The sequence below is a fragment of the Tabrizicola sp. genome, assembly GCF_041911175.1.
Lineage (GTDB): Bacteria > Pseudomonadota > Alphaproteobacteria > Rhodobacterales > Rhodobacteraceae > Tabrizicola.
The window spans coordinates 26,946-48,479 of the sequence record NZ_JAYRPN010000081.1 but is presented as its reverse complement, the minus strand read 5'-3'; the positions used below and the strand labels follow the sequence as shown (position 1 = coordinate 48,479).

At 64.8% G+C, this 21,534-nt stretch carries 20 protein-coding genes; 9 read left to right on the top strand and 11 right to left on the bottom strand.

The window, feature by feature from the left end; genetic code table 11:
• Positions 1–15: 15 nt before the first annotated feature.
• The 6 genes from ACE3P6_RS11285 to ACE3P6_RS11260 form a co-directional block, all read right to left on the bottom strand.
• Entirely contained in the window at positions 16–867 is an 852-nt protein-coding gene (locus ACE3P6_RS11285; protein ID WP_374394949.1) for an ATP-binding cassette domain-containing protein, read from the bottom strand.
• Positions 864–1,703 carry an ABC transporter ATP-binding protein gene (locus tag ACE3P6_RS11280; RefSeq protein ID WP_374394947.1) on the bottom strand — a complete coding sequence of 280 codons (840 nt, stop codon included), beginning with the start codon at positions 1,701–1,703 and terminating at the stop codon, positions 864–866. The genes ACE3P6_RS11285 and ACE3P6_RS11280 overlap by 4 nt, the downstream gene beginning before the upstream one ends.
• A gap of 4 nt (positions 1,704–1,707) precedes the next feature.
• Positions 1,708–2,634, bottom strand: coding sequence for an ABC transporter permease subunit (locus ACE3P6_RS11275; protein WP_374394944.1), 927 nt, complete (start codon positions 2,632–2,634; stop codon positions 1,708–1,710).
• Positions 2,631–3,638 (bottom strand): ABC transporter permease subunit, encoded by a 1,008-nt coding sequence (locus ACE3P6_RS11270; protein ID WP_374394942.1) that lies wholly within the window; start codon positions 3,636–3,638, stop codon positions 2,631–2,633. The genes ACE3P6_RS11275 and ACE3P6_RS11270 overlap by 4 nt, the downstream gene beginning before the upstream one ends.
• Positions 3,639–3,712: 74 nt before the next feature.
• Positions 3,713–5,311 (bottom strand): ABC transporter substrate-binding protein, encoded by a 1,599-nt coding sequence (locus tag ACE3P6_RS11265; protein ID WP_374395094.1) that lies wholly within the window; start codon positions 5,309–5,311, stop codon positions 3,713–3,715.
• Positions 5,312–5,396: 85 nt separating this feature from the next.
• Positions 5,397–6,590, bottom strand: coding sequence for a M24 family metallopeptidase (locus ACE3P6_RS11260; RefSeq protein ID WP_374394940.1), 1,194 nt, complete (start codon positions 6,588–6,590; stop codon positions 5,397–5,399).
• Positions 6,591–6,804: 214 nt separating this feature from the next.
• Between ACE3P6_RS11260 and ACE3P6_RS11255 the strand changes: the two genes are divergently transcribed.
• The 9 genes from ACE3P6_RS11255 to ACE3P6_RS11215 all read left to right on the top strand — a co-directional run bounded on the left by ACE3P6_RS11255 (position 6,805) and on the right by ACE3P6_RS11215 (position 17,072).
• Positions 6,805–7,497, top strand: coding sequence for a GntR family transcriptional regulator (locus ACE3P6_RS11255; RefSeq protein ID WP_374394939.1), 693 nt, complete (start codon positions 6,805–6,807; stop codon positions 7,495–7,497).
• A 375-nt stretch (positions 7,498–7,872) separates the two neighbouring features.
• Positions 7,873–9,531, top strand: coding sequence for a Na/Pi cotransporter family protein (locus ACE3P6_RS11250; protein ID WP_374394937.1), 1,659 nt, complete (start codon positions 7,873–7,875; stop codon positions 9,529–9,531).
• Between the two features lie 42 nt (positions 9,532–9,573).
• A complete protein-coding gene (locus ACE3P6_RS11245; protein ID WP_374394935.1) occupies positions 9,574–10,689 on the top strand; it encodes an extracellular solute-binding protein in 1,116 nt (371 codons plus the stop codon).
• Positions 10,690–10,771: 82 nt separating this feature from the next.
• Positions 10,772–11,869, top strand: a complete 1,098-nt coding sequence (locus ACE3P6_RS11240) for an ABC transporter ATP-binding protein (protein ID WP_374394933.1) — start codon at positions 10,772–10,774, stop codon at positions 11,867–11,869.
• The gene (locus ACE3P6_RS11235; RefSeq protein ID WP_374394930.1) at positions 11,862–12,911 is read left to right on the top strand and encodes an ABC transporter permease; all 1,050 of its coding nucleotides are present in this window, start codon (positions 11,862–11,864) and stop codon (positions 12,909–12,911) included. Before ACE3P6_RS11240 ends, ACE3P6_RS11235 begins: the two co-directional genes overlap by 8 nt.
• Positions 12,908–13,708, top strand: a complete 801-nt coding sequence (locus tag ACE3P6_RS11230; RefSeq protein WP_374394928.1) for an ABC transporter permease — start codon at positions 12,908–12,910, stop codon at positions 13,706–13,708. Before ACE3P6_RS11235 ends, ACE3P6_RS11230 begins: the two co-directional genes overlap by 4 nt.
• A complete protein-coding gene (locus ACE3P6_RS11225) occupies positions 13,705–14,742 on the top strand; it encodes a sugar phosphate isomerase/epimerase family protein (protein WP_374394925.1) in 1,038 nt (345 codons plus the stop codon). Before ACE3P6_RS11230 ends, ACE3P6_RS11225 begins: the two co-directional genes overlap by 4 nt.
• A gap of 32 nt (positions 14,743–14,774) precedes the next feature.
• The gene (locus tag ACE3P6_RS11220; RefSeq protein ID WP_374394923.1) at positions 14,775–15,536 is read left to right on the top strand and encodes an inositol monophosphatase family protein; all 762 of its coding nucleotides are present in this window, start codon (positions 14,775–14,777) and stop codon (positions 15,534–15,536) included.
• A 48-nt stretch (positions 15,537–15,584) separates the two neighbouring features.
• On the top strand, positions 15,585–17,072 hold the full coding sequence (locus ACE3P6_RS11215; RefSeq protein WP_374394921.1) for a PLP-dependent aminotransferase family protein: 1,488 nt from the start codon (positions 15,585–15,587) through the stop codon (positions 17,070–17,072).
• A gap of 311 nt (positions 17,073–17,383) precedes the next feature.
• Here ACE3P6_RS11215 and ACE3P6_RS11210 read toward each other — a convergent pair whose 3' ends face one another.
• From ACE3P6_RS11210 to glnH, 5 genes are all read right to left on the bottom strand, one after another.
• A complete protein-coding gene (locus ACE3P6_RS11210; protein ID WP_374394918.1) occupies positions 17,384–18,304 on the bottom strand; it encodes a MurR/RpiR family transcriptional regulator in 921 nt (306 codons plus the stop codon).
• Positions 18,261–19,280, bottom strand: a complete 1,020-nt coding sequence (locus tag ACE3P6_RS11205; protein ID WP_374394916.1) for a C45 family autoproteolytic acyltransferase/hydolase — start codon at positions 19,278–19,280, stop codon at positions 18,261–18,263. The genes ACE3P6_RS11210 and ACE3P6_RS11205 overlap by 44 nt, the downstream gene beginning before the upstream one ends.
• Positions 19,270–19,992: a glutamine ABC transporter ATP-binding protein GlnQ gene (gene glnQ, locus ACE3P6_RS11200; RefSeq protein ID WP_374395091.1), complete on the bottom strand. Its 723-nt coding sequence runs from the start codon at positions 19,990–19,992 to the stop codon at positions 19,270–19,272. Before glnQ ends, ACE3P6_RS11205 begins: the two co-directional genes overlap by 11 nt.
• A gap of 2 nt (positions 19,993–19,994) precedes the next feature.
• Positions 19,995–20,651 (bottom strand): glutamine ABC transporter permease GlnP, encoded by a 657-nt coding sequence (glnP, locus tag ACE3P6_RS11195; protein ID WP_374394914.1) that lies wholly within the window; start codon positions 20,649–20,651, stop codon positions 19,995–19,997.
• 75 nt (positions 20,652–20,726) lie between these two features.
• The gene (gene glnH, locus ACE3P6_RS11190; RefSeq protein WP_374394912.1) at positions 20,727–21,458 is read right to left on the bottom strand and encodes a glutamine ABC transporter substrate-binding protein GlnH; all 732 of its coding nucleotides are present in this window, start codon (positions 21,456–21,458) and stop codon (positions 20,727–20,729) included.
• Between the last annotated feature and the right edge of the window lie 76 nt (positions 21,459–21,534).

Below are 21,534 nucleotides of genomic sequence, written 5' to 3'. Positions count from 1 at the left end.
AGCCGACAGGGGCGGTTACGCCCCTGCCCTTGCTAGACGGCGACGCTCGACCCGCGTGCGGATCGCCGCCACATCCGTCACCGGGGTCGCGGCGAAGAGTTGACGGGTATAGGCATGCTGCGGGTCGGCAAAGATCGCCTCGCGGCTGCCCTGCTCGACCGCCTCGCCTTTCGAGATCACCATCACCTCGTCGGCAATATAGCGCACGACCGACAGGTCATGGCTGACGAAGACATAGGTCAGCCCGAACTCGTCCTGCAGGTCGGCCAGCAGGTTCAGAACCTGCGCCTGCACCGACAGGTCCAAGGCCGAGACGGGTTCGTCCAGCACCAGAAGCGAGGGGTTCAGCATCAAGGCCCGCGCGATGGCGATACGCTGGCGCTGCCCGCCCGAGAACATGTGCGGATAGCGGTTGAAGTGTTCGGGCTGCAGCCCGACCTTCTTCAGCATCGCCTCGGCCCGCTCGCGCTGCTCGGCGGCGGGGACGTTGGTGTTGATCGCCAGGGGCTCCATCAGCACGTTGCCGATCTTCTGGCGCGGGTTCAGGCTGCCATAGGGGTTCTGGAACACCATCTGCACCTTGGACCGCATCTCCGGCCCCGGGCGATGGGTGCGGATGTCGACGGGCTTGCCCTCGATCCGCAACTCGCCGCTGGTGGGGGCGTCGATCAGGGCGATCACGCGAGCCAAAGTAGACTTGCCGGATCCGCTCTCGCCCACGATGGCCAGGGTCTTGCCCTTGTCCACCCTGAAATCCACGCCCTTCAGCGCGCGCACGGTCTTGGCACCGCCGAACAGGCCGCCGGGGACGTGATAGTCCTGAACGATGGCGCGACCTTCGACGACAGGAGTGGTTTGCATGGTCATCCTGCGGCCTCCTGCGTGAAGAAGTCGGAGACGGTGGGCAGCCGGTCGCCGGTGGCATTCTCGGGCAGGGCCGAGAGAAGCGCGCGGGTATAGGGGTGCTGCGGGGCCTCGAACAGGCTCAGCACATCGGCTTCTTCCATCTTCTTGCCCTTGTATTGCACCACCACCCGGTCGGCGGTTTCGGCCACCACGCCCATGTCATGCGTGATCAGGATCAGGGCCATGCCGTAATCCTCCTGCAACTTCATCAACAGATCGAGGATCTGCTTCTGGATCGTCACATCCAGCGCGGTGGTCGGTTCATCGGCGATCAGAAGGCGCGGATTGCTGGCGATGGCCATGGCGATCATCACCCGCTGGCACTGCCCGCCCGACATCTGGTGCGGATAGGCTTTCAGCTTTTCCTCAGGCTCGGGGATGCCCACCGCGCGGTAAAGTTCCAGCGCGCGGGCCCGCGCCTCGCGCCGCGACATGCCGAGGTTGAAGCGCAGTACCTCCTCGATCTGGAAGCCCGTGGTAAAGCTGGGGTTCAGCGAGGCGACGGGTTCCTGGAAGATCATGGTGATCTCGCGCCCGATCAGCTTGCGGCGTTCGGCAGGCGACAGGTTCGCGATGTCGCGGCCGTCATAGGTCATCTCGTCGGCGGTGATGGTGGCGGTGTCGGGCAACAGCCCCATCACCGCCAGCATCGAGACCGACTTGCCCGAGCCGCTTTCCCCGACAATCGCCAGCACCTCGCCCTTGTCGACGCGCACGTCGATGCCGTCGACGGCGGTAAAGCTGCCGGTAGCGGTGGCGAATTTGACCGTGAGGTTCTTGATGTCCAGAAGCGCCATCTCTTCAGCTCCGCTTCAGTTTCGGGTCGAGCGCATCGCGCAGCCCGTCGCCCATCAGGTTGATCGCCAGCACCGAGATCAGGATGGCAAGGCCGGGGAAGGTGACGACCCACCAGGCGCGCAGGATGAACTCGCGCGCTTCGGCCAGCATCGTGCCCCATTCCGGCGCGGGCGGCTGCGCGCCCATGCCAAGGAAGCCAAGCGCGGCCGAATCCAGCACCGCCGAGGAAAACGACAGCGTGGCCTGCACGATCAGGGGGGCCAGGCAGTTGGGCAGGACAGTCTTGAACATCAGCCGCAGATTGCCTGCGCCTGCGACGCGGGCGGCGGTCACATATTCGCGCTTCATCTCGCTCATCACCGCCGCACGGGTCAGGCGGGCAAAGTGGGGCTGGTAGACGATGGCGATGGCGATCATCGCATTGGTCAGCCCGGGCCCGAGCACGGCCACCAGCACAAGCGCCAGAAGAAGCGACGGGAAGGCGAGGATCACGTCCATGACGCGCATGATCACGCTGTCGACCCAGCCGCCGAAGAACCCGGCCAGAAGCCCGATGACGATGCCGCCGACCAGCGCGATCGAGACGACGACCACGCCGATGAACAGCGAATATTGCGCACCGAAGATCAGCCGCGACAGCATGTCCCGGCCCACGGCATCGGTGCCCAGAAGATAGGTCGACTGGCCGCCCTCCTGCCAGGCGGGGGGAACCAGCAGCGCATCGCGATACTGCATGATCGGGTCATGCGGCGCGATCAGCGAGGCGAAGACCGCGATCAGCACCAATAGGACGAACACGCCAAGCCCGATGACGGCGCCACGGTTCTGGCTGAAGTAGAACCAGAATTCGCGCAGCATCCGGCGGCGTATGGCGGCGTCCGACAGGCGGACGGGAGCGCTGGAAGGAACGGGGGAGGGGATGTCGCTCATTTGTTGCGGATCCTCGGGTTGATGAGGCCATAGGTCAGATCGACCAGCAGATTCACGATCATGACCAGCGCCGCGATCAGCAAGAGGCCCGATTGCACGACCGGATAATCGCGGCGCGAGATGGAATCGATCATCCACTTGCCGATGCCGGGCCAGGAAAAGATGGTCTCGGTCAGGATGGCGCCGGCCATCAGCACGCCGATCTGCAAGCCGATGGTGGTGACGACCGGGATCATCGCATTCCGCAGCGCATGAACGCCGATGACGCGGCGCAGCGGCATCCCCTTGGCGCGGGCGGTGCGGACGTAATCCTCGCCCATCACCTCCAGCATGGCCGAGCGGGTCTGCCGCGCGATCACCGCCAGGGGGATCGTCGCCAGCACGACCGAGGGCAGGATCAGATGCGAGAGCGCCGAGGTGAACGCCCCCTTCTGCCCCGACAGCACGCTGTCGATCAGCATGAAGCCGGTGACATCGGGAAAATAATACAGCAGGTCGATCCGCCCCGACACCGGCGTCCAACCCAGGATGCCGGAAAACAGGATGATCAAAAGCAGCCCCCACCAGAAGATCGGCATCGAAAACCCGACCAACGCGGTGGTCATGGAAATCTGGTCGAACCAGCTGCCGCGCTTGATGGCGGCCAGCACTCCCACCGGCACGCCGATCAGCGTGGCGATGATGATGGCGCAAAGACCCAGCTCGACCGTTGCCGGGAACAGGGTCAGGAATTCGGTCAGGACGGGCTTCTTGGTGACCAGCGAGTTGCCGAAATCGCCGTGGAACAGCCGTCCGAGGAAATCGAAATACTGCAGCACCACCGGCTTGTCATAGCCCAGCTGCGCCGTCAGTTCCGCATGCCGTTCGGGGGTGACGCCCCGCTCGCCCGCCATCAGCAGCACCGGGTCGCCGGGCAGGATGCGCACGAAGCTGAACGCGATGATCGTGATGCCAAGAAAGGTCGGCACCAGATACAAGAGCTTGGAGAGGATGAACCTGATCATGCGCCTCTTTCCTATAGAGAGCGCGCGGGGAACCCATTGCCCCCCGCGCGCCCGGTTTCGTCAGGGAAAGCCGATTACTCGGCGATATCCACGGTTTCGAAGGTGAAGTCGCCCAGCGGGCTCATCACGAAGCCCGACACCTTGGCCGACATCGGCACATACTGGGTCGAGTGCGCGATGGTGAACCAGGGCGCCTGTTCCTTGAAGATCACCTGGGCCTGCTCGTAGAGCTTGGTACGCTCGGCCTGGTCGGCGGTGATCTTGGCGTCCTTCAGGAGCTTCGAGAAGTCCTCGTTGCACCAGAAGGCCCGGTTCGCCCCGCCCTCGCCTGCGGAGTCGCAGGACAGAAGGACCGAGAGGAAGTTGTCCGGGTCGCCGTTGTCGCCGGTCCAGCCCAGGATCACCGCGCCGTCACGGCCCGGCTCCATCGACTTGGCCAGGTATTCGCCCCACTCGTAGCTGACGATCTCGACCTTGACGCCGACGGCGGCGAGGTCGGCCTGCATCAGCTCTGCCGTGCGCCGCGCGTTCGGCATGTAGGGACGCTGCACCGGCATCGCCCAGATCTTCATCGACAGATCCTTGACGCCTTCTTCCTCCAGGATCTTCTTGGCGGCTTCGGGGTCATAGGCGTCATCGACGATGGCGTCGTTGTAGGACCACATGGTCGGCGGGATCGGGTTCTTGGCCGGTTCGGCAGCGCCCTGGAACACCGCGTCGACGATGGCCTGCTTGTTGATCGCCATGTTCAGCGCCTTGCGGACCTTCGGATTGTCGAAGGGCGGCATGGTCGTGTTGTAGGCCAGGTAGCCCACGTTCAGACCGGCCTGCTCGTCCAGCTTCAGGGTCGGGTCGGCCTTGATCGCCGCGATGTCGGCCGGGGCCGGATAGGGCATCAGCTGGCATTCGCCGGCCTTCAGCTTCTGCAGGCGCACGGCGGCGTCGGGGGTGATGGCGAAGACCAGATCGTCGATGATCGGCGCGGTGCCCCAGTAGTCCGGGTTCTTGGTGTAGCGGATCACCGCGTCCTTCTGGTAGGCCACGAACTTGAACGGGCCGGTGCCGATCGGCATGTTGTTCAGGTCTTCCCGGGTGCCTGCGGCATCCAGCGCATCGGCATATTCCTTCGACACGATCGAGGCGAAGGGCATGGCGATGTTGGCCAGGAACGGCGCCTCAGGCGTGTTCAGCGTGAACTTGACGGTGTAGTCGTCCACCTTCTCGATCGACTTGATCAGCTGCGGCATCGACATCGAAGTGTAGTATTCGTAGGTGATGCCCGGGATGTACTGGTGCCAGGGGTTCTCGGCATTGCCCTGACGGTCATACGAGAAGATCACGTCATCAGCGTTGAAATCGCGGGTGGGGGTGAACTTTTCGTTCGACTGCCACTTCACGCCCTTGCGCAGGTGGAACGTGTATTCGGTGCCGTCCGCCGAGACTTCCCAGCTTTCGGCCAGGCCCGGCTCGACCTCGGTCGTGCCCTTCTTGAACTCGGTCAGGCGGTTGTAGATCGGGTGGGCCGAGGCGTCGAAGGTGCCGCCGGCGGTATAGGGCGCAGGGTCAAAGCCTTCGGGCGATGCTTCCGAGCAATAGACGAAGGTCTTGGCAAGGGCGGGCATGGCGGTGGTCATCGCCAGGGCCGATGCCGCAACAAGCATACGGGTCAGCATTTTCATGTCTTGGTCCTTTCACTCTCTGTTGTAACCTGCGCCGCCCTGTTCGGGCGGGCCGGATGTTTCGGGGCCCGGCCTTGGGTCAGGCCCCGATCTCTATCGCCCCGAAGGGATCGTCAAGCCGCGCGGCGGGGGGCACGAACCAGCGCGGGCTAGTCTCTGTCATGTAGACGATGTCTTCCAGCCGGACGCCGCATTCGCCATAGACACACAGCATCGGCTCGATGGAAAAGCACATGCCCGCCTGTAGCGGAGTGTCGTTGCCGCCCACGATATAGGGCGCCTCGTGAATATCCAGCCCCAGGCCATGCCCGGTGCGGTGCGGCAGGCCGGGCACTTCATAGCCGGGGCCAAAGCCCGCATCGGCAAAGACCTTGCGCGCCGCCGCATCGACTGCGGCGCAGGGCGTGCCGATCCGTGCGGCGGCAAAGGCGGCGGCCTGCGCCTGCCGCTCCAGCTCCCACAGCTGGCGCTGCCGGGGGGTGGGGTCGCCGAACACATAGGTCCGGGTGATGTCGGAACAGTAACCGTGCAGGGTGCCGCCCATGTCGATCAACACCATATCCCCCGCCGCCAGCACCTGCGGATGCGGCACGCCATGCGGATAGGCCGTCGCCTCGCCGAACTGCACGGCGGCGAACAGCGGTTTCAGGCCAAGGGCGGTGTGCGCGGCAAGGATGAACTCGGCGACCTCGGTGGTTGAAATGCCCGCGCGCAGCCCGGCATGGACCGCCTTTTGCACCTGAAAGCTCGCCTCCATCGCGGTTTGCATCAGCGCCAGTTCGGCGGGCGATTTCACCTGCCTTTGGGCCGAGATCATCGCTTGCGCCGAGGTCACGGGGCCGTTGACCGCCTGCATCAGCGCCGAGGCAAAGACAAAGGGCGTGGCCGGGTCGAGCGCAAGGCCCGCGCCCGGCGCGTCAAAGCCCGCCACGAGGGACGCGATCAGCGCATAGGGGTTTTCATGTTCTTCCCAGACCGCGACGTCGCCGGGAATGCGCAACAGGGTGCGCAGCTTCGGCTCCTCGAACCGGGGCGAGACATAGATCATCGCGCCCGTCGCCGGCACCAGCGCGCCGTGAATCCGCTCGGACAGGCCAAGCGACAGCCCGGCATAATAGGTCAGCGAGGACGAGGCATCCAGCCAGACCGCCTTGACGCCCGACAAGACCATCCGCGCCTGAAGCCCCGCGATCCGCGCCTGCAACTCTGTCAGTTGGATCGGCGTCGCCTGGACGGGGCGGAAGGCGTGAAGCGCGGTCGCATAATCGGTCATCAAACTTCCATTATCCCTTCGCGGGCGCGATGCGGGAGAGGGTGCGGTGTGACCGTTCGCGCCTTGGCGCGATGTGCCACCCGTGGTTGCGCACCCTTGCCCTCCGCAGGAACGCCGTGCCACCTAAACTGGATTGGATCCTATATACAACATCAAACTTCTTCCCGATCCTGCCGAAAATCGGTAAGGCGAAAGGATGCGGGTGGGGGCTGGCATGGCTTTGAAAGGTGTCGATATTTCCAGAACCGTCTCGGCTGGCGGGCTGGTGTTCGAGGCGCTGCGCAAGGCCATCATCGAAGGCAGCCTGAAGGACGGCGACTCGCTGCGCCAGGACGAAATCGCGCGCCTGTTCAACACCAGCCGGATTCCGGTGCGCGAGGCGATCACCATGCTGGAGCAGCAGGGCCTGGTGAAGAACCACCGCTTCAAGGGGGCGGTCGTGGTCGGCCTGTCCCTCGCCGAAGCCAGCGAGATCTTCGATTTCCGCTGCATCATGGATGCCCATGTGATCCGCGCCGCCGTGCCGCACATGACGCCCGAGGTGATCGCCGAGGCCCGCGCGATCTGCGACGCCTTTTCCGCCACAGACCATCCGGCGCGCTGGGGCGATCTGAACCGCGACTTCCACATGACGCTCTATCGGGCCAGCAACCTGCCCTTTCACCTCGGCACACTGAGCAACGCGATGGACCGGCTCGACCGCTATGTGCGCGCGCAGCTTCTTCTGACCGAGGGCCACGCCCGCGCCCATGCCGAACATCTGGAAATCCTGGACGCCTGCGCGCGCGGCGACGCCGATGCGGCGGCAGAGCTGACCGCCGCCCATATCCGCCGCGCCCATGCCATGCTGCGCGAGCATCTGACGAAGATCCAGGCGGCCTTCGGAACTGCATCCGAAACGGCCTAGGTATGGCCGTCCGGGAGATTGTGCACAGGACTCGGGGCTAGGCTGCAAGCGCCAAACTCCAGCCGCGACACCGCAGGGTGAAGAACCTCCCGCGAACTCACCTCCGATGGCTTCACGCTGTCGCCCCACTCCAGCCTTGAACAAAGCCAGTCAGGGCCCGTCATCCCCTCCCGAGAAAGAGAAAGCCGTCTGGGACAGCGCACTTTGGCAAAGTGGACTGCCGTATTTTACCATAGCGGCCATGTTGATCATGCCAGTTATCTGAACACCTGCCTGTCATGCCAAGTCAGGGCGGAGCAGGCGAATCATGCATCACATTCCCGGGCTGATCAGCCGCAACGGCACGCCGCGCCACCGGTCGGGCGCATGAGCGGCATGGCGATGCTTCTGCATCTGGCGGGAGCCGTAGCGCTCTTGCTCTACGCGACGCGGATGGTTCGCACCGGGGTCGAACGCGCTGGCGGTCCGTTGCTTCGCCGCCGCTTGCAGAATGTGTTGTCCAATCCCCTGTCAGCGGCCCTGATCGGGGCGGTGCTTGCCGTGGCGTTTCAAAGTGCGACGGCCGTCAATTTGCTGTTGTCGTCACTGGCCGGTGGTGGTCTGGTGACCGGGATCACCGCATTGATGGGCGCGCTGGGGGCTGATTTCGGCTCTGCCGTCGTGGTGCGGCTGCTGACGCTGGACCTGTCCCTGGTCATGCCGGTGGCCATCATTTGTGGCACGGTCATCTTTCTGTCGACCGAGCAACGCGTCTGGCGGCAGGCGGGGCGCATCCTGATCGGGGTAAGCCTGATGCTTCTGTCGCTGCAGCTGATCGGCCAGGCATCCGAGCCGCTGCGCGACAGTCGTCTCCTGCCGCAAGTGATCGGCTACCTGGCAAGCGACCCGGCGACTGCCTTCGTTGTTGCCGCCGTCTGCGCCTGGCTGTTCCACTCCTCGGTTGCCTTCATCCTGCTCGTGGTGGCGCTTGCGACCCGCGGGTTGATCCCGGCCGACCTCGGGTTGGTCCTGATGCTGGGTGGCAATCTCGGTGGTGCGCTCATCGCCGTGGTGCTGACACGGGGCGCCGTGCCGGAGACGCGGGCGGTGCCGGTCGCCAACCTGCTCTTGCGGGGCGGCGCTGCCTTGCTGGCCGTGACGGTACTGCGCCTTGGTCCGCTGCCGAACGGCTGGCTGGGGGCCACGGCGGCGGCTCAGATCCTGAACGGCCATATCGCGTTCAACTTCGCCGTGGTCTTGCTTGCCTTGCCCGTCGCAGGGCGCACCCATGCGGTCGTGCTACGCCTTCTCTCCAGATCAGCCGTGCCGCCCGCCGATCTGGCGCCGGCCACGGCCCTGGACGACAGCGTTCTCGGCTCGCCATCCCTGGCGCTGGCAAATGTCACCCGCGAAGTCGTGAAGATCTGCGGCGACCTCGAAACCATGCTGGATACCGTGATCGGGCTCTATGAAACCCCCGATGACAACCTGATGGACATGGTTGCCCGGCTGGATGACCGGATCGACCTGTCACACAGCGAGATCAAGCTCTACCTCGCGCGGCTGGCGCAAAGCAGCGTGGACGTTGCCACATCGCAGCGGATGCAGGAACTGCTGACCGCCTGCATCGCTCTCGAACAGGCTGGGGACGTCGCCAGCACCAACCTGACCGCGCACGCAAGGCGCAAGCATGACCGGGGCCTGTCGTTCAGCCCGGAAGGCTGGCTGGAGCTGGTCGATCTTCATTCCCTGCTGCTGGCCGATGCGCGCCTGGCGTTCAACGTCATCGTGTCGCGCGATCAGGAAACCGCGCTGGCGCTGGTCCGGGCGAAAGAGCGGTTCCGCGAAGCCGAACGCCGGGCCACGGCCCAGCATTTCGGGCGGCTCAGGGATCGCGGCATCCGCAGCATCGAAACCAGCTCGCTTCACCTCGACACGATCCGCGACCTCAAGCAGATCAACTCGCTTCTCGCAACGCTGGCCTACCCGGTTCTGGAAGAACAGGGGCTTCTGGCCAGTTCGCGTCTGCGCCTGCCTGACACCGGCACCGCCTGACCCTTCTCACTGCACTTCCACTCCAACCCGAGGATACCGACCATGACGAAACTGACCCGCCGCAGCCTTCTTGCCGCTGGTGCCGCCACCTTGGCCGCGCCGCTTTTCGCCCGCCGTTCGCTGGCCTCCTCCGGCGTGGTGAACGTCTTTGCCTGGGGCGACTATTTCCAGCCGAACATCGTGGACGCCTTCCAGAAGGCCACCGGCATCACCATCAACGTCTCGACCTATGGCTCGAACGAGGAAGCCGCCAGCAAGCTGCGCGCGGCAGGTGGCAAGGGGTTCGACCTGATCTTCCCCTCGGTCGACACCCGTCCGAACTATGACGAGGGCGACCTGCTGGCCGAAATCGACGAAACCAAGCTGAATGTCGCGCTGATCGAGCCGTCGCTGTGGCGGTCGTCGCTGGAACTGGGCGCGGCGCGTCGTGGCAAGCGCTACCTGGTGCCTTTCACCTGGGGGACCGAGGGCATCACCTATGACAGCTCGGTCCACACCGTCGCGCCGGGCGAGCTGTCCTACGGGAATCTCTGGGCCGACGGCCTGGATGGCAAGGTTGCGCTGCGGCAGAAATCCATCCTGGTCAGCCTGGCGATCTATCTGGATGCCACGGGCGAACTGCCGTCGAACCGGGCGATGGACCTCTACAAGTCTGAGGAAGACACCCGCCGCATCTTCGACGCCTGCGTGGCTTTCGCCGCCAAGCACAAGAAGAACATCGGTTCCTACTGGAACGATGCGACCTCGGCGACTTCGGCCTTCACCGACGCGGGCTGCACCATCGGCCAGACCTGGGACACCACCGGCATCAAATTGAACGGCGAGATCGACAAGAAATGGCGCTATGCCGCGCCGAAGGAAGGCGCGCTGGCCTGGATGGATACCGCGGCCGTGCCTGCAGGGGCCGAGAATATCGACCAGGCCTATGCGCTCCTGAACTTCCTGCTCTCGCCCGAAGTCGGTGGCATGTTCTCCAACAACACCGGCTACAATTCGGCGGCGACGGGCAGCGCTGCGCATCTTTCCGATGCGGGCAAGGCGGCGTTTGAATTCGCCTATCCGGGCGATGCCATCGCGAACCTGTGGTGGTGGCCGATGTTCACCCCCTGGTTCAGCCAGGTGCGTGAGGAATACGTCGAGAAGCTGACCAACGCCTGAGGCTGGTCTTCGCGCGGCGCGGGGCAGCCTTGGCGCGGCCCCGCGCCTTCGTTCAACATTTCAATTGGGTAGAGGCTTCCAGATGACTGGCCAGACCACCGGCAAAGCGATCGAACTTGAGCGGGCCGCAGTCCGGTTCGGGTCGTTCCAGGCCGTGCAGCCCACCGATCTGCGGATCGAGCCGGGTGAGTTCTTTTCCATCCTTGGCCCCTCGGGCTGTGGCAAGACCACGCTTCTGCGGCTTCTGTCGGGTTTTCTCGACCCGACCGAGGGCGATGTGCGGATTGGCGGGCAGTCGGTGGTGGGTGTCGATCCGTCGGTCCGGCCGACCGCGCTGATCTTCCAGAACCTCGCGCTGTTCCCGCTGATGACGATCTGGGAAAACGTGGCCTTCGGCCTGGAGATGCGCGGCTGGCCACGCGCAAAGCGCAAGGCCCGGGCCGAGGAACTGCTGGCCACCGTCGCCCTGAGCGAACACGTCGGCAAGATGCCCGCACAGCTCTCCGGCGGCCAGAAGCAGCGCGTTGCCATCGCGCGGGCCCTGGCGGTCGAGCCTTCGGTGCTGCTCTTGGATGAACCCCTGTCGGCGCTGGACCTGAAGCTGCGCCAGCACATGCGCGCCGAACTCAAGCAGATCCAGGCGCGCACTGGCATCACCTTCGTCTATATCACTCACGATCAAGGCGAGGCGCTGACCATGAGCGACCGCGTCGCCGTGATGAACCGAGGCCGCGTCATGCAGATCGGCTCGCCGGATGAGGTCTATGACCGGCCCGACAACGCCTTTGCCGCAACCTTCGTCGGCGAGATGAACGCGCTGGACGGCAAGATCGCCAGCACTGCGGACGGGCTGGCGCTGGTGGAAACTGCATTGGGCAGCTTCCGGGCCGCCAATCCCAAGGGGCTGCGGTCGGCCGAAGGAGGCATCCTGTTCCTGCGTCCCGAAAAGCTGCGCCTGCTGTCGCCCGGCGAAAGCGACGAGAACTGCATCGCCGCCAGGGTCTCCCGCCGCGACATGGAAGGCGCGTGGTCCACCGTCGTGGTCGCGGCGCAGGGCCGTGAGTTGAAGCTGCACCTTCCCCACAATGGGCGGGAGGTGCCCCCTTCGGGCGAGGTGACACTCGGCTTTGCCGCCGCCGACGCCGTACTCCTGCCCAAGGGGGAGATGTCCGATGACTAGGCTGTTCCGGGCTTTTGGCGCCCCCTTGGCCACGGTGATCCTGCTCCTGTCCAGCATCTGGATCCTGGGTCTGATCGCCGCGCCGCAGCTGATCATGATCGAACAATCCTTCTGGCGGATGGAACGCCCCGAGGGTGCCGCCGAGGTCTCGGTGCAGATCGATGCGCTCTACAACCGTCTCGACGTGATGACGCTCGACCGCAGCACCGCCGAGGCACAGACGGATGCCGCCAAGCGGACGACCGATCTGGCGGCGCTCGATGCCGAGGAAGCCAGGCTGAAGGAGCAGATCACCGCTCTCGAACAAACGGAAAGCACCCCGGTCAAGGTCTACACCCTGGCCAACTTCGGCCAGATGGGGGCGGCGCATCTGGCGATCTTCGCCAAGACAATCGCGGCCTCGCTGGCGGTATCGGCCATCGCGCTGGTGGTCTGCTATCCGATCGCCTATGCCGTGGCCAAGCTGGAAACACCGCGCACCGCCGCAGTGATCATGCTGGCCCTTGTCATCCCCTATGCAATCAACGAGCTGCTGCGCATCTTCGCCTGGCAGATGATCCTGAACCACAACGGCCCGGTCAACGCTCTTCTTGGCCTGGCGGGCCTTGATCCGATCCCCTTCCTGGAAAGCGGTGCGGGCGTCTTCATCGCGATGGTCTACGCGTACATCCTGTTCATGGTTTTCCCGCTCTACAACGTGCTGGAAACGCTGGACAGCAATCAGGTCGAGGCCGCCCGCGACCTTGGAGCCTCGACCTGGAACATCCACCGCCGGGTGGTGATCCCGCATGCAAGGCCCGGCATCGCGGTCGGCTGCATCATGACTTTCATGCTCTCGGCCGGCTCCTACGCGGTGCCCTACATCATGACGCGAGGCACTGCCTCGCCCTGGTTCACCCAGCTCATCTACAACCGGTTCTTCGAGGCGACGAACTGGAACGTCGGCGCGGCCTACGCGCTGAGCCTTCTGGCCGTCTGCACAGTCTTCATCTTCGGGATGATGCGCCTTCTGAAAGTCAGCCTGAAGGATATCGCCAAATGACCCGCAACGGCAGCACCCTTGTGCTACGGCTCTACATGGGCCTGTTCTTCGCCTACATGTTCCTGCCCCTTGGGGTGATGGTGGCGGCTGGCGTGAATTCCTATTCCCCGCCCTCGATCACGGTCTGGCAAGGCTTCACCCTGCACTGGTTCGCCGAGTTCTGGGGCGACGCGCGGATGTGGTCCGGGCTGGTCAATTCGCTGGTGATCGCAGCCGCCGTCATGGCGCTGGCGCTGCCGATGGGTCTGTCGGGGGCACTTCTTCTGTCGCAGCTCGGGCGTCGATCGGCGGGGATCGTCTATACTCTCATGGTCTCGCCATTGCTTACGCCCGGGATCATCATCGGCATCTCGACCGTCATCCTGTGGCGCAACTTTGGCACCACCGCCGGCCTTTTCACCGCCATCCTCGCGCAATCCGCCTTCATCGCCTCCTATGCGATGCTGATGTTCATGGCGCGCCTGCAACGGCAGGATCACACGCTGGAAGAAGCCGCGCTGGACCTTGGCGCCACGCGGGCACGCGCCTTTCGTCGCATCACGCTGCCGTTCCTGAAACCGACCATCGTCACCGCCGCCGTGATCGCCTTCCTGCAAAGCTTCGAGAACTACAACACAACGATCTTCTCGATTGGTGGCGATCATACGCTGGTGACCGAGATCGGCGCGCGGATGCGGTTTGGCATCAGCCCGATGATCAACGCCATCGGGATCCTGTTCATCGCCGTCACGATCGTCTGCGCCGTCATCTGGTCGCTCTTGCGTCAGCGCGAACGGCAGCGGGAGTCCGCGGCATGACACTGTCGCTGACTGTCGACGCAGAGAGCCGCCACTGGCAGCCCCGGATTGCGACGCTTGCTCCAGATGAAGCCGTCCGGCTTGCCCGGCGGGCCCGCACTGCCCCGCTGTTTGCCCATGCCTATGCCTTCCACCTGAACTTCCGCTTTGGCGGCATGGTTCCTGCCGATCTTCTGGCACATGCCGCAGCGCAGGGGTTGGTCGGCGTGCAGATCCATGTCGAAGACGGTGAGGCGGCCAGCCTCGCTGCGATGGACGGCGCAGATCTCGCAGCCTTCGGGGCGGAGGCCCGCCGCCTGGGACTGGCAGTGCATGTGGAAACCTCGTCAACCGAAGCCTGGGACCTGGCGCGGACCGTTGCCATCGCGCATGCGGTGGGTGCCGCCGCGATGCGCTGCTATCCCCGCCATGAGGGCCGCCTTTCGACGGTGATTGCACGCACCATCGAGAACCTGCGCGGGCTTGCCGCGCTTGATCCCGCCGACCGGCTGCGCTTTACGCTGGAGCAGCATGAGGACCTGACATCGGCCGAGTTGATCCATATCCTGAAAGCGGTGGACAACCCGCGTCTCGGTCTGCTGTTCGACTTCGGCAACATGGTCAACGCCGGCGAGATGCCACTTGCGGCCTTGCAGCTGCAGGCGCCCTGGGTGCGCGAGGTTCATGTCAAGGATTGCCTCGTTATGCCCGATCGGGGCGGATGGGCGCACCGGGCCTGCCGAAGCGGCGAAGGCCACCTGCCGATGCAGGCGCTTCTGGTCGAACTTCTTCTTCTGGGTGAGGATGCACCTCAGGTCGTGGCCTTCGGCCTGGAGGAGGAGGAAGACTATTTCGCCCCCGCCTTGCGTTTCCCCGACGAAGGGGTTGACCCGCATATCCCCGCCCGCAGCGCCAGCTTCACCGATCCCGGGCCCGGCGATCTCGCGGCCCGGCTTCATCTCGAACGCGAAGCCGCCCTGCGCCAGCTGCGGATCGTGCGGGACATGCTGGAGGACATCGCCACCGCCGCCGAGACAGTCAGGACAAAGCCATGATCACCCTCTCGAAACCTCAATGCCCGGCTGAGATGACTGCGTTGGCGAACGCGATGGCCGACGCTGTTCGACCGCTGATCCGCCGCCATTTCCGCACCCGGATCGCCGTCGATGCCAAGGACGACGCCAGCCCCGTCACCATCGCCGACCGCGAGGCCGAGCAAGCGATGCGGGACATGATCGCCGCGCGCTTTCCCTCTCATGGGATCCGGGGCGAAGAATTTGGCCTGCATCAACCGCACTCCGAATTCGTTTGGGTGCTGGACCCCATTGATGGCACAAAGTCCTTCGTCTCGGGCTCCCTCGCGTTCGGCACCCAGATCGCATTGCTCCATCATGGGCTGCCGGTCCTGGGCCTGATCGACCAGCCGATCACCGGCGAGCGGTGGCTTGGTCGGGCCGGGGAGCTGACCCTGTTCAACGGGACGCCCGTCAAGACCAGCGCCACCGCCAGTTTGGCCGAGGCGGTGATCTACACCTCAGCCCCCGACCATTTCGCCCCGGCCCAGAGGGTGCGGTATGACCGCCTGGCCAGACAGGTGCGGTTCAGCCGCGCCTCGCATGATTGCTATGCGGCGGGGCTCTTGGCGCTTGGCACGGTGGACCTGCTGGTCGAGGGCAACGTCCACGACTACGACATCCTGCCACAGCTTCCGATCATTCAGGGGGCGGGCGGCATTGTCACCGATTGGGAGGGGCGGCCCCTGACCGATGCGGCGCTGTTCGACACCGTGCTGATGGCGGCGAACCCGCAGCTGCACGCGAAGGCCTTGGCAGCTTTACGCCCCGACTGAGCATTGGTAACAATCGTCCATCGCTGCGCAGATCAATCGGTGGGGACGATGGCCAAGCGCAAGTCCGGGGCCCTTCTGACGCGCATCGTGATCGACCGCTCCAGTCGGGCGCCTTTGTTCCGACAGATCGAGGACCAACTGCGCGGCGCGATCCTGGCAGGCTCGCTTTCCGGCGGAACTCGGCTTCCCGCCAGCCGGGCGCTGTCCGTCGAACTCGGCGTATCGCGGCAGACGGTGGTGCAGGTGCTGGAAAGCCTCGCGGCGGAAGGCTTTCTGGAGATGCGCCGGGGCTCCGGCACCTTCGTTGCGACCACGATCCCGCAGCATGTGCCGCAGCGGGTCCCGAGTACCGTCGCGCCGGGTATGCCAGGAAACGCTGCCCCTCGGGTCTCCTTGCTCGGCTCGCGATTTGGGGCGGCAGAGGTCGATTTCGTTTCTCGCGAGAACCGACTCTTCCTTCCGAATTCGCCAGCCTATGACCAGTTTCCGTTCGCACTCTGGCAGAAGTATGTGAACCGGCAGGCCCGCCAGGCCTATCGTGGCAACATGGGATACGGCGATCCGGCGGGGCATGCCCCCCTACGCCAGGCCATCGCCGACTATCTCGCCCTGCATCGCAGCGATGCCTGCGATCCTGACCAGATCGTCATCACGCCCGGCGGCCACGCCGCCTTCATGGTTGCGGCGCTCATGCTGACCGACCCCGGCGACGGGCTGTTGTTCGAGGACCCGGGGCCGCTCATCGCGCGCAACCTGTTTGAATCCCTCGGCCGGAAGCTGGTCCACGTCCCGATTGACGACGAAGGCATGGATTTCGAGGCCACAGTGGCGCGGGGCGGTGGCGAGAGATTGGCCTTCGTCATGCCCTCGCGCCAGCATCCGCTTGGCCGGACAATGTCGCTGGCGCGGCGGCTGCGGCTTCTGGATTGGGCAAACGCAAATGAAGCCTGGATTCTCGAGGACGATTACGACAGCGAGTTTCGCTATACGGGGCGTCCGTTGCCTTCGATCCGCAGCATCGACCGTAGCGGGCGGGTGATCTATGTCGGTACCTTCAGCAAGGCCCTGTTTCCGGCCCTCCGGCTCGGCTACCTGGTTCTGCCGCCCGCGCTCGTGGGCATGTTCCGCAACGCCATAGCCCTGATGCTGCGCAGCGTGCCGCTGGCCGCGCAGATGGCGCTGGCGGGTTTCATCGCCGATGGGCATTTCGCCAGTCACCTGCGCCGGATGCGGGAACTTTACGCCGAGCGTCGGCAGGCTTTTCTTGTGGCCGCCGCCCGAAGTGGCGCCGGGCTCTTCGAAGTCGACATGCCGGACAGCGGGATGAACGTCATTGCCTGGCTACAGGAGGGACGAAACGACCGCGACCTCGCGCAGCGGGCGGTCGAGGCTGGCGTGCATGCCTATCCGCTTGGCGAGTATGGGGCGCAGCCTCTGCCGCGTCCGGGCTTGCTTCTGGGCTTCACCGGTGTCGCGCCGCACCAGCTCGGGCCGGGGCTGGAGGCACTGGCGCGGGTTTTGGCCTGCACGGGCTAAGAAGGCGCCGCTGATTGGCGACAGCCCGGCGAGACGTCGGGTTGCCTTCGAAAGATGGTTGACCGTCGGTCGTGGCGAACCTTGCCGTGCAGGGTCGATCCGGCGCTGTCTCGCGCGGGCCCGGAATGTGCGGCCGATGGCTCTGGACGACACGCCGGCCCGCGGGACCATCCCGGAGAGGCAAGCTGCCCTTCTGGCCGCGCGCCAGACCTGCGTCACCACGGTCGCAGCAACCGCTTGCCGCAGAAAAGGCGCTGTAGGGCCGCCCTCAGGTGACGACCTCGGTCCGCCCGCGACCCTGCGCATCGGAGTTATCCGATCTCGATGCCCAGTCGTTCGATCATTCGGTCGCGTTCACGCAGGGCCTTGCGCGAAGTTTCCGGGCTCGCGGCGGCGCAGGCGTTGATCAGGCATTCCACCGCGACGATGAAGGCGCCGATGCTGTTCGACAGAAAGCTGGTCTTGTGGCTGACAAGCAAGGCAGCGCGAGAGTTTCGCGCCAGCGGGGAATCGACGTAGTCAGTGATGGCGATCGTGTCGATGCCCATGCGCCGGGCCTCGGCTGCGACCTCGACCACCTGCGCGGAATAGGGGGCGCAACTTGTCGAGATCAGCAGGTCCCCCTCGCCCATGAGCGCCAGCCCCTCAGCGATACCCAGGCCATTGGCATCCAGCAGTGCCACATCCGAGCGGATCATCCGCAGCCCATAGACCAGGAAACCGGCCACCGAATGGAACTGACGGATGCCGTGGACGACCACCCTTGGCGCGGCCATGATGGTGGCGGCGATGGCCTCGAACCTGATCTCGTCGAAGCCTTCGACGAAACGGTCGATATTGGCCTGGTTCTCGCGGCAGAGCTGCGCCGCCCGGGCATGAGTGGAGCTACCCCCCTCCAGCGCCGCGCGTGCCTGGAGCGAATAGAACTCGCCAGGCACGTTGAGAGAAGCTGAAAGCAGGACATGCTGAAGGGCGGGAAAGCCCGAATAGCCAAGCGAAGTCGCCAGCCGCGTCAGGGTCGAGGGATTGACCTCCAGCTTCTCGGCGAGGCTGGTGATCGACAAAAGCGCCGGATCGCCCACCATGTCGAGGATACGCGACAGGGCGGCGCGGGCCTTGGCGCCCAGCGAGACGCCCGCGTCGCCCCGGGCGATCATCAGGGCAAAGGCGCGCAGGTCATGCAGGTTGTCAGGCGGTTCCGCTGTAGCGGGCGGGTCCATCGGCGCCGTCATGAATGCTCCAGTCAAGGCGCTGGCCGGAAAGACGCATCATCGCCGTGCCAAGCGTGTTCTCTTCATCGGGATCATCCGTTGCGGCGCGTCGGATGGGAAGCCCGGAACCGCCGGTATCGCGCAAAATCGCGAGTGGCTCGTGTCCGGCAGCAACCAGCGCCTCACCCCGGGCCTGGCGGTCGCGCGACGAGTCGGTGATGGTCTGCGCCGTCAGCGCTCCCCTCAGATGCAAGGCATGATTGGCGTGAACCGCAGCTGCGTCGATCTCCTTCACTGAATACCCGCCGCCGCCGAATTCGACCGAAATCATGCGCGGATCTCCCCGCTGCATCAGCGCGAAATGAAACCCGCCCGAGGGCGCGTCACGCAACAGCTCCAACGCGGCGGCGAGGCTACCGGTGGCCAGAAGCGCCCGGCCCAGCACCATGCGCGGGATGCCCGGCTCCACCCCGACCAGGCGCAGGTTGTTCACGGCCTGCACCAGCCCGGCACCGGTGAAGGCGAAGGTATGGCCGGGAATCGAGCCGGGATAGCAGAAGGCGTGGAAACCGGGGCGCCCTTCGGGTTGTGCCTCTGCGATGAAACAGGTGTCGCGGAAGAAGGGCAGCCCGTCCTCATTATGCGCAAGCATGGGCTCGGGCCCGGGCAGCATGACGGTGGTGCAGCCGTCGGGCACCGAGGCCAACAGGTCGCCGCGGCAGTTCCAGGCGAAGACCTGCCAGATCGGCAGGCCAAGTCCTTCGGCCAACCCCTCGATCTCTGTCCAGATCCACGGGAAGCGGGCCCGCGTGGTCTCGGCCATACGGGCCACTCTGGCGGCCTGGGCAGGCGCATTCACCGTTTGCCACAGAGGATGCACCAGCAGATTCTGCGCAACCGCCGCGCGCCCGGCCCGACCAAGGGCAAGGCCAAGATCGCGCGGGCCGCCCGACAGCCTCAGCCAGCCCAGACCACGGGTGACGGTCTCATTCGACATGTTGCAGAAAGTCCTTCAGACGGTCACTCGGCGGGTTGGCGATCACCTCGGCCGGGTGGCCATCGACCGAGATCTTGCCGTGTTCCATGAAGATCAGCCGCGAGCCGACCTGGCGGGCGAAAGACATCTCGTGCGTAACGACGACCATGGTCATCCCCTCCTGTGCCAGCGCGCGCATGACGTTCAGCACCTCCTGCTTCAGTTCGGGGTCGAGCGCCGAGGTCGGCTCGTCGAACAGCATGACCTTGGGGCGGATCGCCAGCGCGCGGGCAATGGCGACGCGCTGTTGCTGGCCACCCGACAGCGCCGAGGGCACATGATGGGCACGTTCCTTCAGCCCGACCTTCTCCAGCAGCGCCAGCGCCTGGGCCTCGGCCTCGGCGCGCGACAGGTCACGCACCTTGCGCGGACCGAAGGCCACGTTCTGCAGGGCGGTCATCTGCGGGAACAGGTTGAACTGCTGGAAGACCATCCCGGCTTCTTGCCGGATCTGGCGCAGCTTGCGTCCTCCCGCCCGCACCGAGATTCCATCGACAATCAGATCGCCGCCGGTGATCTGCTCAAGCCCGTTGATGCAGCGCAGAAGCGTGGACTTGCCCGAGCCCGAAGGACCGATCAGCACGACGACCTCGCCCTCTTCGATGGCCAGATCCACCTCGTCCAGCACTTTCAGATCGCCGAAATGCTTCGAGGTCTTGTGGAATTCGATGATGCTCACAGGATCCTCATGCGTTTTTCCATCACCCGCAGGATGAAGGTCAGCGTGCCGGTCATCATCAGGTAGAGCACAGCCACTGCCGTCCAGATTTCGACCGCACGGAAGTTCGAGGCCATGATCTCCTGCCCCGTCCGGGTCAGCTCTCCCACGCCGATCACGATGAAGAGCGACGTGTCCTTGAGCGAGACGATGAATTGATTGCCAAGCGGCGGAATCAGCCTGCGGAAGGCCAGTGGCCCGACGATATGGGCCAGCACCTTCCATTGCGGCAAGCCCATTGCCAGCCCCGCCTCGGTCAACCCGCGGGGGATCGACAGGAAAGCGCCGCGCACGATTTCGGCGATATAGGCGCCCGCATTGACCACGATGGACAGGATCGCCGCCGTCATCGGATCCATGCGGATGCCCAACAGGACCGGCAGGGCGAAGTAGAGGAACATCACCTGCACCACGATGGGCGTACCGCGGATCAGCTCGATGTAAACGAAAGCGATGGCATTCAGCACCCGCCCGCCATAGGCGCGCATCAGCCCGGCGATCAGGCCGAGGATGGTCCCTCCGACCAGACCGGCGAATGCGATGAGAATGGTGACACGGGCTCCCGCTGCAAGCTGCGGCAGAAAGCCCGGAAGCACGGACCAGTCGACTTCCAAGCGAAGCCCTCCATGATACAGGACAGGGAAGAGACGGACGGGACAGCCAAGAGCTGCCCCGTCAGGTGCAGGGTGTCAGTTGGCAGGTTTGGCTCCGAACCACTTCTCGTAGATCGCATCATAGCGACCGTCGGCCTTCAGCTTGGCCAGCGCCTCATTGACCTTCGGGGTCAGCTCGCTGCCCTTGGGAAAGCCGATGCCGTACTGGTGCGCCATCATCTGCTCGCCCACGGTCTTGACCGCGCCGTCGCCCGCAGTGGCGATGTAGTAAAGCACGTTGGGCGTGTCGTGCATCGCCGCGTCGACGCCGCCTGTGCGCAGCTCCAGGTAGGCGTTGTCGATGTTGGGGAACTTGCGCAGTTCGGTTTCCTTGAAATTCTCTTCAGCATAGTCCGAAGACGACGTGCCGGTCTTCACGGCAAGTGTCTTGCCCGCCAGATCGGCCGAACTCGTGATCTTGCTGTCGGCGGGAACCATCAAGAGAAGGCCGCTGTCGTAGTAGCCATCCGAGAAGTCGATGACTTCCTGGCGCTCCGGCTTGATGGTGATCCCGGCCAGCGCCACGTCGACCTGCCCGGTCTGCAGCGCAGGGATGATACCGGCGAAATCCATCGGCCGCAGCTCATAGGTGACGCCGATCTCCTGGGCGATGGCGTCCCAGAGGTCGATGTCGAAGCCGACATATTTGTCGCCCTCCTTGAATTCGAACGGCACGAAGGCGGTGTCGGTCGCCACGATCAGATCATCGGCCTGGGCGGCGCCGATTCCGATGGCAAAGGCGGCAGCCAGTGAGAATAGTCGCTTCATTGCTGGGGTCTCCCTGTGGTTGCGGGCCGGACGCAAAACCGGCACGGTTGACGCAAAAGTATTTGCTTAAACTTAC